Source organism: Schaalia sp. HMT-172 (assembly GCF_030644365.1).
In the GTDB taxonomy this organism is placed as follows: Bacteria; Actinomycetota; Actinomycetes; order Actinomycetales; family Actinomycetaceae; genus Pauljensenia.
In genome coordinates this window covers 1153800-1165255 of the sequence record NZ_CP130058.1, presented here as the reverse complement: position 1 = coordinate 1165255, position 11456 = coordinate 1153800, and the positions used below count along the sequence as shown (strand labels likewise).

The 11456-nt window shown below is 67.3% G+C and carries 13 protein-coding genes; all 13 read right to left on the bottom strand.

Annotation, left to right across the window (positions count from 1 at the left end; translation table 11 throughout):
- Positions 1-4: 4 nt before the first annotated feature.
- Complete coding sequence (locus QU663_RS04855; RefSeq protein ID WP_021611788.1) at positions 5-304, bottom strand: DUF2469 domain-containing protein; 300 nt, start codon at positions 302-304, stop codon at positions 5-7.
- A gap of 54 nt (positions 305-358) precedes the next feature.
- Entirely contained in the window at positions 359-1030 is a 672-nt protein-coding gene (locus QU663_RS04850; protein ID WP_021611789.1) for a ribonuclease HII, read from the bottom strand.
- Positions 1027-1773 carry a signal peptidase I gene (lepB, locus tag QU663_RS04845; RefSeq protein WP_051267770.1) on the bottom strand — a complete coding sequence of 249 codons (747 nt, stop codon included), beginning with the start codon at positions 1771-1773 and terminating at the stop codon, positions 1027-1029. The genes QU663_RS04850 and lepB overlap by 4 nt, the downstream gene beginning before the upstream one ends.
- A 106-nt stretch (positions 1774-1879) precedes the next feature.
- Positions 1880-2236 carry a 50S ribosomal protein L19 gene (gene rplS / locus QU663_RS04840; protein ID WP_009059185.1) on the bottom strand — a complete coding sequence of 119 codons (357 nt, stop codon included), beginning with the start codon at positions 2234-2236 and terminating at the stop codon, positions 1880-1882.
- Positions 2237-2389: 153 nt separating this feature from the next.
- Positions 2390-3763, bottom strand: coding sequence for a tRNA (guanosine(37)-N1)-methyltransferase TrmD (trmD, locus tag QU663_RS04835; RefSeq protein ID WP_021611791.1), 1374 nt, complete (start codon positions 3761-3763; stop codon positions 2390-2392).
- Between the two features lies 1 nt (position 3764).
- Positions 3765-4277: a ribosome maturation factor RimM gene (gene rimM, locus QU663_RS04830; RefSeq protein WP_021611792.1), complete on the bottom strand. Its 513-nt coding sequence runs from the start codon at positions 4275-4277 to the stop codon at positions 3765-3767.
- Between the two features lie 89 nt (positions 4278-4366).
- A complete protein-coding gene (locus QU663_RS04825; protein WP_003792828.1) occupies positions 4367-4606 on the bottom strand; it encodes an RNA-binding protein in 240 nt (79 codons plus the stop codon).
- Between the two features lie 2 nt (positions 4607-4608).
- The gene (gene rpsP, locus QU663_RS04820; RefSeq protein WP_034481181.1) at positions 4609-5061 is read right to left on the bottom strand and encodes a 30S ribosomal protein S16; all 453 of its coding nucleotides are present in this window, start codon (positions 5059-5061) and stop codon (positions 4609-4611) included.
- A gap of 219 nt (positions 5062-5280) precedes the next feature.
- Positions 5281-6387: an amidohydrolase family protein gene (locus QU663_RS04815; protein ID WP_021611794.1), complete on the bottom strand. Its 1107-nt coding sequence runs from the start codon at positions 6385-6387 to the stop codon at positions 5281-5283.
- 4 nt (positions 6388-6391) lie between these two features.
- The gene (ffh, locus tag QU663_RS04810; RefSeq protein ID WP_021611795.1) at positions 6392-7969 is read right to left on the bottom strand and encodes a signal recognition particle protein; all 1578 of its coding nucleotides are present in this window, start codon (positions 7967-7969) and stop codon (positions 6392-6394) included.
- Between the two features lie 107 nt (positions 7970-8076).
- Entirely contained in the window at positions 8077-9300 is a 1224-nt protein-coding gene (gene ftsY, locus QU663_RS04805) for a signal recognition particle-docking protein FtsY (protein WP_021611796.1), read from the bottom strand.
- Positions 9301-9348: 48 nt separating this feature from the next.
- Positions 9349-9741, bottom strand: coding sequence for a hypothetical protein (locus QU663_RS04800; RefSeq protein ID WP_021611797.1), 393 nt, complete (start codon positions 9739-9741; stop codon positions 9349-9351).
- A 124-nt stretch (positions 9742-9865) separates the two neighbouring features.
- Positions 9866-11332, bottom strand: a complete 1467-nt coding sequence (locus QU663_RS04795) for an RNA polymerase sigma factor (RefSeq protein ID WP_021611798.1) — start codon at positions 11330-11332, stop codon at positions 9866-9868.
- Positions 11333-11456: the final 124 nt, after the last annotated feature.

Here is an 11456-nt window from a genome sequence, read left to right as displayed (position 1 = left end):
GAGGCTAGGGAATGTCGAGCTCCGGCTTGGAGAGCTCCTCGACATTCACGTCCTTGTAGGTGATGACTCGCACCGAGCGAACAAAACGGGAGGATCGGTAGATGTCCCACACCCAGGCGTCGGTGAGCGTCAGCTCGAAAAAGACGTCACCGCCCACCGGGCGCGCCTGCACGTCGACGTGGTTGCACAGATAGAAACGCCTCTCGGTCTCCACGACGAACTTAAACAAGCCGATGACGTCGCGGTACTCCTTGAAAAGCTCCAGCTCCAGGTTGTTCTCGTAACCTTCGATTTCTTCGCTCACGAACCCATCATGCCGGGCCTGGGCGTGCTTGCCACCCTGCCACCCCGGCGTGCCCTACTTTGTGGCGCTCGTCGGCATCTTCCACGAGCGACGATGAAAGTCGCTGACGCCGAGGCGGCCGATCGCGCGGGCGTGCGCAGCTGACCCGTAGCCTTTGTTGGAGGCCCACCCGTATCCGGGGTCGTCGGCATCGCTCATGAGGCGATCGCGGGCCACCTTGGCGATGACGGAGGCCGCGGCCACGACGGCGCAGGACAGGTCGGCCTTGACCTGCATGTGGACGGGCAGGGCGATACCGAAAGGATCCTCGGGACCGCCTTCGTCTCCGAACAGGTCCTCGGGTGCGGAAAGCCAATCGTGGCAACCGTCCAGCAAGACGCCGCCCGGCATGACTGCGCGGCTCGCCACCTCGGCGAGGGCGCGGCGCCCCGCCAGGCGTAAAGCCGCGACGATCCCCCATCGGTCGATTTCCTGCGGGGACGCGTAGCCGACGGCGCAGTCGCGGACCCAGGAGTGAATGGGGGCGACGAGAGCCTCGCGCCGACGAGCGGAAAGCGCCTTGGAGTCGGTCAGTCCCTCGGGAACGGGAGGCGCGTCCTGGCCGATCACGGCGACGCCGACCGCAACGGGGCCGGCGAGGGCCCCGCGACCGACCTCGTCCATGCCCGCCACGAGGCCCCACCGCTTCGCCAGGGCGAGCTCCAGGTCGCGCGCCGCAGTGCTCATGAGGGGTCGGGAACGGAGGCGAAGACTTCCTGGTGGCCGATGTCAGTAGACCAACGAGAGACCGGCCAGATCACGGCCTGCACCGTCCCCACGACGGAGGAGACGGGCACGTAGGGCGACTGACCGGAACCCATGTGATACCGAGAATCGGCGGAATTCGAACGATTGTCGCCCATCACCCACAGGTAACCCTCGGGCACGGTCACGTCGAAGGTACGCTCGCCGCAGGGCACCTGGCCGTTGGCGACGTATGGTTCGTCGATCTCGACCCCGTTGACGCTGACCTTGCCGGTGGCGCTCACGCAGGTGACGCGGTCACCGCCCACACCGATCACCCGCTTGACGAGGGTCTGCTCCCCGCCCGCGGGCACGAAGCCCGTGAACTCTCCGAGTCGGCGCACGACGGACGGGGAAGACACCTCGGTGGTGCCGAGCCAGCCGAGCGTGTCGTCAAAGACGACGACGTCTCCGCGGTGAATATTCGAGCGCAGCGCGTCCACGCGGGACACGGCGATGCGGTCGTCCTCGACCAGTGTGTTACGCATCGAGGGCGAGGGGATCCAAAAGACCTGCACGATGAAGGCGCGAAGGAGTGAGGAGATCACCAGCGCGACGACGATGATGACGAGGATCTCGCGTAGCCACACCCAGGGGTTACGGCGAGCACGCGCCTCGGCGCGCTCGCGATCCCGCAGCGACGGCGCGTGCACCGGTCCAAGCACCGGGCCTGCAGTCGAGCTCATCCGATCTCCTTACGTCGTGAACCATCCAAGGATACGGCGAGGCCCGACACCGGCGCGCGGTGTCGGGCCTTTCCGTGAAAAATGCCAAGGCACGTGGCCGCTGGCCTCACTCGGCCTTGCCGGAGCGGTGCTCCTTGATCTTCGCGGCCTTGCCGTGACGCTCACGCAGGTAGTAGAGCTTGGCGCGGCGCACGTCGCCCTTGGTGACGACCTCGATGTGGTCGATCGTGGGGGCGTGAACCGGGAAGGTACGCTCGACGCCCACACCGAAGGAAACCTTGCGGATGGTGAACGTGGAGGACACGCCGTGGCCGCGACGAGCGATCACGACACCCTGGAAGACCTGGATACGGGAGCGGTTGCCTTCGATAACCTTGACGTGCACCTTGAGGGTGTCGCCCGCGCGGAACGGCGGGATGTCATCGCGCAGGGAAGCCGCATCAACGGCGTCCAGCTTCTGCATTTTTTCTCCTTGACGCCTCTGCCGCAGGTCAAGGGCGCCTGGTTGGGCGGGCCGGTGCCCGCTCATTCCTTCGTCCGATCGTGCGCCACGGTGTCCCCCTGCGGCAGGATGAACCGCGCACAATCCTGGCTATTGTCGCACACAGACTCCTGGTCAGGCCAGCGTTGGGTTGCCCGTCCGCGTGAGATCACGCACCATGACGACGTCGTAGTTGGTCACTCCACCGACATCGAAGGTTCGCGTCGAGCGCTTGCGGAAGCCGTGCTTCTTATAGAAGGCCTGCGCCGCTTTGTTACCTCGGTTGGTTCCCAGCACGATCGCTCGATGTCCTGCCTTGGCGGCGTCCGCAACAGCGCGCTCGAGCAGGACGTCGGCGATGCCGCTGCCCCGCCAGGCCGCGTCCACGTAGCACTTGGACAGGTAAGCGCTTCCCACCTCGACGCGTCCGGGACGCACCAGGTCGCTCGGCAACGCATCCGGGCCGACATGGGTCAGCACGTAACCGACGAGGCCACCCCAGACCTCGGCGACGAACAGGCGGTGACGCTCGGGATCGGAAATAAGAGCGTCAAACACGTCCGCGCTCAGCTGCGTGGCGATGTGCTCGTCGATCGCCTCCTGGGGCAGGTCCTGCGGGCAGGCATCCGGGAACGTGCGCGCGGCAAGCTCGCTGACTGCGACGACATCCTCAAGCTCAGCCTGTCGCACTGTGAGCCGTTCCGCAGCACCAGCTCGCGGGTAGGCGACGCCGCAGGCCGCGAGCGTCGCGCGATCGTCTCCGCTGAGGGCAGCGGCGTCGAGCGAGAGCGCGAGGTCGGGGCGCACCGCCACGGTCTTCTCGATCGCGCGGTCGCGGCGCCAGCGTTCAATCGCCGCGTGGTTACCGCCGAGGAGAACCTCGGGAATCTCGAGCGAGCGGAACTCCCTTGGCTTGGTAAAGACGGGGTACTCGAGGAGGCCGGCTCCCGAATGGGACTCTTCGACCAGCGAGTCCGGGTTGCCCATGAATCCGTCGAGGAGACGCGCGACCGCCTCGGTGAGCACCATCGCCGCGACCTCGCCGCCGTTGAGCACGTAGTCGCCGATGGAAAACTCAAGGACCTCGACGCCTGCTGCGCGGTAGTGCTGCGCGACCCGCGCGTCGATGCCTTCGTAGCGACCGCAGGCGACGATGATCTGGTCGGCTCGCGCCAAATCTTCCACGACAGGCTGCGTGAGCGGCGTCCCTGAGGGGGTGGGGATGGCCAGGACCCTGCGGCACGAGGCCGTGGCAGCCTCTGCGTTCTCGCACGCGAGCGGGGTGGCCAGCGCGTCGTCGAGGGCGCGCGCCCACACGTCCGCGCGCATGACCATGCCGGCGCCACCGCCATAGGGGGTGTCGTCGACGCTGCGGTGCTTGCCGGTGGCCCACTGACGCAGGTCGTGGGCGGCGAGGGTGACGAGGCCAGCGTCCTCGGCCTTACCCATGAGGGAGAGGGTCAGGGGCGTGAAATAGTCCGGGAAAATGGAGATGAGGTCGAAGCGCACGCTACTTCCCGTCCCGCTCGGAGACGGCCTGGTCGTCGAAGAGACCCGGGGGCGCGTCGATGACGACGAGGCCGCCTTCGACGTCGACCGTGGGCACAAGGGCGCTCACGAAGGGCACCATGACGCGCCCGTTCGGGGTCGCCACGAGCAGGAGGTCCTGGGCGGTGCCGGGGGTCAGGCCACTCACGGTGCCGAGAACCTCGCCCGCGGGCGTGCGGGCCTCAAGCCCTGTCAGCTGGTGGGGGTACCAGGCATCCTCCTCCTCGTGCTCCTCGACGAGCAAGCGGGCGCCACGCAGCGCCTCGGCATCCTCACGCGAGGTGCATTCCTCGAAGGATGCGAGCACGCGGTCCTTATGCGTGCGCACGGCACGAACGGTCAGCGCCAGGTCACGCCCCGCGACCTCCAGGCACGCCCCGGGGGCGAGAACATCAGGGTCGTCGCTGCGCACGTCGAGAATGACCTCGCCGCGCAGGCCGTGGGCCGGGCCGACGATAGCGGCTGTGAGCTGCATGAGTTCTCCTCATCATGAACGGGGATCTGTCCGAAGGATACAACGAAGGGGCCCGGCATTGCCGGACCCCTTCGAGACATGTGCGAGTCTTACTCGCGATCCGTGTCGACGACGTCGACTCGGACGGTGCCACGCGTCGACAGCGCACCCATGACGGTGCGCAGCGCGCGAGCCGTCCGACCGCCGCGCCCGATGACTCGACCCAGATCCTCGGGGTTCACGCGAACCTCCAGGAGCTGACCGCGTCGCATCGAACGGGGGGTCACCTCGACATCTTCGGGGTGGTCAACGATGCCGCTGACCAGGTGCTCCAACGCGTCGGCGAGCATGCTCAGGCATCCTCTCCGGCGGCTTCTTCGGAAGCCTTCTCGGCCTCGGCGGCGGCAGCAGCGGCCTCTTCCTCGGCCTTCTTCGCGGAGGCGGCGGCCTTGGACTTCTCGGCCGCAGCCTCGGCGTCCTTGACGGCCTGCTCGGCCTGGGCGGCCTTGTCGTTCTCGGAGACCTTGACGCGGGAAACCGCGTCGGCCTTGCCGTTGAACTTAGCGATGTCACCGGTCAGGACCAGCAGGTTGCGGACCTGGTCGGAGGGCTGAGCGCCGACGCCGAGCCAGTACTGGGCGCGCTCAGAGTCGATGCGGATGATCGACGGGTTGGGCTGAGGATCGTAGTAGCCGACCTCTTCGATGACGCGGCCGTCACGCTTCTTGCGGGAATCGACGACGACGACGCGGTACTGGGCGGCGTGGATCTTACCCACGCGCTTCAGGCGAATTCGAACTGCCACTTGTGTGGTCTCTCCATTTCAGAATTGGGGTGGACCTTTGCGTCCCAAGGTGGGAAACACAGGGGTCGCATCGGACCGGGACACGGCGACACGCAGTGAGAGGGTCTACGAATCGCCGGGTACAGCTAGCGATTATGCCACATTCCAGGACGGATTCCCACATGGGGCCCCCGAGCCCACCGCAGCGGCGCGGTTAAATCGATCACGTCGAGGCCGCGCTTACGGGCGCACCCACGCACGCTCTCCCCCGACGTACACGGCGCTGGGACGCGCGAGGGCCACCGGATCGATGCGCGGATCCTCATCGAGCACGATGAGGTCGCCCTCTCCTCCCTCGACGAGGCCGGGGCGCCCCAGGTAGCGCTGGCTCACCCAGGTGGAGGCGTCGATGATGAGCTGAGCGCTGGCGCCCCAGCTCGACCACAGGGCCAGCTCACCCGCGATAGAGCCGTGCTGCTGGTAGCCGCCCGAATCCGTGCCCTGCAGCAGCAGCACCCCGGAGTCGATGAGCATCTGGAAGTGGTCGCGCCGCTCCTCGAACATGGCGCGCATGGTGGCGGCGTAGACGGGGTATTTCGAGCCGGCTTGCTCGGCGAAGTCGGCGAAGAGCTCGACCTGGCGCAGTGTCGGCGTCACCGCGATGCCGCGAGCAGCGATCTCGCTGGCCTGATCGCGATCGATACCGGTGCCGTGTTCAATGTCGTCGACTCCGGCCTCGATGAGAGAGTCGATGACCCGGTGAGAGAAGGCGTGGACCGCGATGCGCGCCCCGGCCTCGTGAACGGCTGCGACGGCGTCGACGAGCACCGACGGGTCCCACAGGGGCATGAGATCGGCGTCGGCGCCGGCCGAGCGGTCGATCCAGTCGCCGACGATCTTGACCCACCCGTCGGAGCTCTCCGCCATGGATGTCAGGACCCCCGGCAGCTCCGACTGGTCGTGGACGTCGATGGGCAAGTCGCGCATGTAGCGCTTGGGGCGGGCGACGTGTCGCCCGCAACGGATGAGGCGGGGGCCAGCCAGCGCCTGCACGCCCGAGTTGTCAACGGGCACCCCGCAGTCGCGCACGAGCGTTACGCCACTGGCGAGCGTGAGCGCCGCCTGGCGTGCCATCTCGTCGGCGTCAACGGCGCCGGTCTTTGAATAGCCGATGTGACAGTGGGCGTCGACCAGGCCCGGCAGGATGAATCCCGCGTGACGTGCGCGGGGGCGCTCGTCTTCGCTCACGCGGCGAATTGTCCCGCCCTCGAGCGACCACGTGCCGCTCACCCACCGCGGGCGAGCGGCCGCGTCCTGGGCCCACAGGCCGACGCCGGTAAGGATCATCGGATCAGAGCTGTCCGAGCATGCGCTTGACGTCGTCGGGCAGATCATCGATCGTCGGACGCGGAGCGGGGGCCGGAGCACCGAAGGAGGAGCCCTGCGGGGCGCTGCGCTCGGACGGGGGCAGCATGGCTTCGAGCTCCTGCTGGCGGCGCTTGGCGGGATTGCCCGAACGCGCCTTCTTCTTCATGCGGGCGCGCTGGGCCTGAGCCTTGCGGGCGTTCGCCTTCTGCTTGGCCTTGCCGCCGCGTCCGGGCATGGCGCCCATTCCAGGCATTCCCCCGCCCATCTGACCCATCTGACCCATCATCTCGCGGGCCGCCTCGAAACGCTGAACGAGCTGGTTCACCTCGGCGACGGTCGTACCCGAACCGCGGGCGATGCGCGCGCGGCGGGAGCCGTTGAGGATGGACACGTCCTCGCGCTCCGCGGGGGTCATCGAACGGACGATGGCCTCGACGCGGTCGACCTCACGCTCGTCGAAGTTCTCGATCTGGTCTCGCAGCTGCGCGGCGCCCGGGATCATGCCGAGCATCTTCTTCATCGAGCCGAGCTTCTTGATCTGCTGGAGCTGGCTCAGGAAGTCGGCGAGGGTCAGCTGGCCAGCCAGGGCCTTGGAAGCGACCTTTTCGGCCTCCTCCGCGTCCATCTTCTTTTCGGCCTGCTCGATGAGGGTGAGGATGTCGCCCATGTCGAGGATGCGCCCGGCCATACGATCCGGGTGGAATCGCTCGAAATCGTCGAGGCCCTCGCCGGTGGAGGCAAAGAGGATAGGCGCGCCGGTCACGCCGCGCACGGACAGGGCCGCGCCGCCTCGCGCGTCGCCATCGAGCTTGGACAGGACGACGCCGGTGAAGCCGACGCCGTCACGGAAGGCCGTGGAGGTGGTGACCGCGTCCTGACCGACCATGGCGTCCAGGACGAACATGATTTCGTGGGGGCGCACCGCGTCGCGGATCGCGATCGCCTGGTCCATCATCTCCTGGTCGACGCCCAGGCGGCCGGCGGTGTCGACGATGACGACGTTGATGCCGCTCTGGCGGGCGAACTCGACGCCGCTTCTCGCGACCTCGACCGGGTTGCCCACGCCGTTGCCCGGCTCGGGTGCCCACACCTTCACGCCGGCGCGTTCACCGACGACCTGAAGCTGCTGGACGGCGTTGGGGCGCTGGAGGTCGGATGCGACGAGGAGGACGGTCTTGCCTTCCTCACGCAGCCACTTACCCAGCTTTCCGGCGAGCGTCGTCTTACCGGCGCCCTGGAGGCCAGCGAGCATGAAGACGGTGGGACCGGACTCGGCGAAGGCGAGCTCGCGCGTCGCGCCACCCAGGATCTCCACGAGCTCCTCGTGGACGATAGAGACAACCTGCTGGCCGGGGTTGAGGGCCTTCGAGCGCGCCGCGCCGTAGGCCTTCTCGCGCACCTGGGTGGTGAACTGGCGAACGACGGGGAGCGCGACGTCCGCGTCGATGAGGGCGCGACGGATGTCGGAAATCGCCTGATCGACGTCCGACTCGGTCAGGACCCCGCGGCTGCGCAGGGTGCGGAAGGATTGGGTCAGGCGATCTGACAGGTTTCCAAACACGTGTTCTCTCCCAAGATGGCGACAGTACTAGGCCAGGTTAGCGCACCTCGGCCCCGGTCGTATGTCTGACCGGGGCCGAGGAGGGTGAGGTGGGCGTGAGCGCGAGGCTAGGCCCTGCCCACGATGGCGTCGACAAAGCCCGCGGGGTCGAAGGGGGCGAGATCGTCCGCTCCCTCGCCGAGGCCGACGAACTTGACGGGCACGCCGAGGGCACGCTGGACCGAGACGACGATGCCGCCCTTGGCGGAGCCGTCGAGCTTCGTCAAAACGATGCCGGTCACCCCGGTCGCCTCCGCGAAGACCTCGGCCTGCTTCATGCCGTTCTGGCCGGTGGTGGCGTCCAGGACGAGGAGGACCTCGGAGACGGGCACCTGCTTTTCCATGACGCGCTTGATCTTGCCGAGCTCGTCCATCAGGGTCGACTTGTTCTGCAGGCGGCCCGCGGTATCGACGAGGACGACGTCCACATCGCGCGAGATTCCCTCACGCACGGCCTCGAAGGCGACGGATGCCGGGTCGGCGCCCTCGCGGTCGGAGCGCACGACATCGACGCCCACGCGCTCGCCCCAGGTGGCCAGCTGGTCGGCGGCGGCCGCGCGGAAGGTGTCGGCGGCGCCCAGGAGGACGGACTTGTCCTCCGCGACGAGGATGCGGGCGAGCTTACCAACGGTCGTGGTCTTGCCGGTGCCATTGACGCCCACCATGAGGACAACGGCGGGCCTCGCGGCACCGTCTACCTCCGGGCGGGTCAGGTTCAGGGAGCGATCCATGTCGGGGTCGACGAGGGCCAGGAGCTCCTCGCGCAGGATCTCGCGGATGCGCGCCTCGTTAGTCGTGGACTCGACGGCGACGCGGCGCTTGAGCGCCTCCATGAGAGAGTCCGTGGCCTCCAGGCCAAGATCCGCGATGAGCAGGGATTCCTCGATTTCCTCCCAGTCGGCCGCGCTGAGCTGGCCGCGGCTGAGCACGCCAAGGATGGCGCGGCCCAGGGAACCGGAGGAGGCGAGGCGCTCGCGCAGACGCTCCATGCGCCCGCGCACGGGTTCGGGGCGTTCGACGGAAGCGGCAGGCTGTTCCCCGACGGCCGACTCGGTTTCCTCGGCGACCTCGGGACCTGCGCGTGGTTCGTCTCCCCCGTCTTCGTCGGATTCGGTTGGTTCTGGCGTGTCGGCGCCCACGGGCGCCGGGGTGTCGAGCCGCGCGGTCACGTCGTCGCTGCGGCGGTGCCGGGCGCTCACGGCGAGGCGGATGGCAACGCCGATCAGTACGGTGACCACCAGTGCGACGACGACCGCCCACGGCGATTGAAAGAGTGAAACAAATGCGTCCATGGGGACATTATCTCCCATGGACGCATCGCTAGGACAACGCGAGAACCGTCACGACCGCGCGGGCCCGTCCGAGCGGGCGGCCTCAGCGCTTCCCTTGCGGCCGCGCTCGAAGCGGCCACTGACGCGCTCAGTCACGTTCTCGAGGCGGTCGATACCCGGAAGCCGATCAGCGTCGAAGTAGGCGTTCGAGGAATCGGCGGACTGCAGGAGGGACTGCAGGGAGGCGGTTCGGGGCACGACGGGCCCATCGTCGGAGGAGGAGGCGCGCTTAGGCAACGAGTGAGTCTTCACGTCCTCCCGGATCTCCTCACCCTCACGCTTGATGACGCCCTTCCAGTCGTCCGCGCTGCGTCGCGAGAGCGCCAGCACGGCCACGACTCCGGTCGCGACAACGAGAACCAGGACGACGGTCAGGACAAGAATCATTGCACCCTCAAGCATGTCTTCATCCTGCCCTACCCGCCCCTCAAAAGCGACAAAGGCACCCGATCCTGACCGCTTTGTGACAATGTTGACGGGGCCGGGAACATCGTGTTCCCGGCCCCGTCAAGCAACGCCAGCGGCGTCAGTCGAGGTAGTCGCGCAGCACCTGCGAACGCGAGGGGTGGCGCAGCTTCGACATCGTCTTAGATTCGATCTGGCGGATGCGCTCGCGCGTCACGCCGTAGACCTTACCGATCTCGTCCAGCGTCTTAGGCTGCCCATCGCCCAGGCCAAAGCGCATCGACACGACGCCAGCCTCTCGCTCCGACAGCGTGTCGAGCACGTGGTGGAGCTGTTCCTGCAGGAGCGTGAAGGACACGGCGTCGGCGGGCACGATGGCCTCCGAGTCCTCGATGAGATCACCGAACTCGGAGTCGCCGTCCTCGCCCAGGGGCGTGTGCAGCGAGATGGGCTCGCGCCCGTACTTCTGGACCTCGACGACCTTCTCAGCGGTCATGTCGAGCTCCTTAGCGAGCTCCTCGGGGGTAGGTTCGCGGCCCAGGTCCTGCAACATCTGGCGCTGGACGCGCGCCAGCTTGTTGATGACCTCAACCATGTGCACGGGGATGCGGATCGTGCGCGCCTGATCGGCCATCGCGCGGGTGATTGCCTGACGAATCCACCACGTGGCGTAGGTGGAAAACTTGTAGCCCTTCGTGTAGTCGAACTTTTCGACCGCACGGATCAGACCGAGATTACCCTCCTGGATCAGGTCCAGGAACTGCATGCCGCGCCCGGTGTAGCGCTTGGCCAGGGACACAACCAGACGCAGGTTGGCCTCGAGCAGGTGGTTCTTCGCCTGCTGGCCGTCCTGGGCGAGGAAGTGCAGCTCGCGGCGCTCGCGGCTGGTCATCTCATCAGCCTGGTTCTTCAGCTTGAACTCGGCGTACAGGCCGGCCTCGATGCGGCGGGCCAGGTCGACTTCCTGCTCGGCGTTCAGCAGGGAGACCTTACCGATCTGTTTGAGGTAGTCCTTGACGGGATCGGCGGTCGCGCCGGCGACGGTGACCTGCTGGACGGGCTCGTCCGTTTCGTCGGAATCGGAGACGACGAATCCACCCTTCACATGGATGCCGGTGTTCGTGCGCTCGCGCAGTGCGGCGCCCTCGCTCACCTTCGAGTCTTCCTCCTCCGGCTCCTCCTCGACCTCAGCCACGGCCTCGTCCTCAGCGTCAGTATCGAGTTCGGGATCCTCGAGATCCTCGCCGGTAGGCTCCAATTCCTCCTCTTCGGTGACCTCCAGATCGACCGCGACCTCCTCGACGGCCTCGGCGTCCTTCTTCTTGCGCCCGCGCGGCTTCTTGGCGGCGGGCTTGTCGACGCCGGCCTCGGTCGCCTTCTTCTTGGTCTTCGTGGCGGCAGCCTTCTTCGCGGGGGCCTTCTTGGCAGCGGGCTTCTTAGCGGCGGACTTCTTCTCCTCGGGGGCCGAGGCCGCGTCGGCAGACGCCGTCGCCTTCTTGGCGCGGGTGGTCTTCTTCGCGGGGGCCTTCACCTCCGGGGTTTCCTCGTTCGTCGCGGAGTCCTTTGCCGAAGCGCGCGATGCACTCACACGGGTCCCTTTCGTTGATGGGCATGCACAACAGAGCCGATTGCAAATCGGCATACCAGCGCCAGTCTAGTGCCTCGCCCCGTAGTTTTCCTGACGGTAGGTGTGAATCTGACCCGCCTGCGCC

Excerpts from the sequence above, each read along its gene's own strand:
- lepB (WP_051267770.1), bottom strand. The coding sequence starts at position 1,773 with ATGAGCTCGACTGCAGGCCCGGTGCTTGGACCGGTGCACGCGCCGTCG.
- QU663_RS04850 (WP_021611789.1), bottom strand. The coding sequence starts at position 1,030 with ATGAGCACTGCGGCGCGCGACCTGGAGCTCGCCCTGGCGAAGCGGTGG.
- rimM (WP_021611792.1), bottom strand. The coding sequence starts at position 4,277 with ATGCAGCTCACAGCCGCTATCGTCGGCCCGGCCCACGGCCTGCGCGGC.
- ftsY (WP_021611796.1), bottom strand. The coding sequence starts at position 9,300 with ATGGACGCATTTGTTTCACTCTTTCAATCGCCGTGGGCGGTCGTCGTC.
- QU663_RS04815 (WP_021611794.1), bottom strand. The coding sequence starts at position 6,387 with ATGATCCTTACCGGCGTCGGCCTGTGGGCCCAGGACGCGGCCGCTCGC.
- QU663_RS04825 (WP_003792828.1), bottom strand. The coding sequence starts at position 4,606 with ATGCTCGCCGACGCGTTGGAGCACCTGGTCAGCGGCATCGTTGACCAC.
- QU663_RS04800 (WP_021611797.1), bottom strand. The coding sequence starts at position 9,741 with ATGCTTGAGGGTGCAATGATTCTTGTCCTGACCGTCGTCCTGGTTCTC.
- rplS (WP_009059185.1), bottom strand. The coding sequence starts at position 2,236 with ATGCAGAAGCTGGACGCCGTTGATGCGGCTTCCCTGCGCGATGACATC.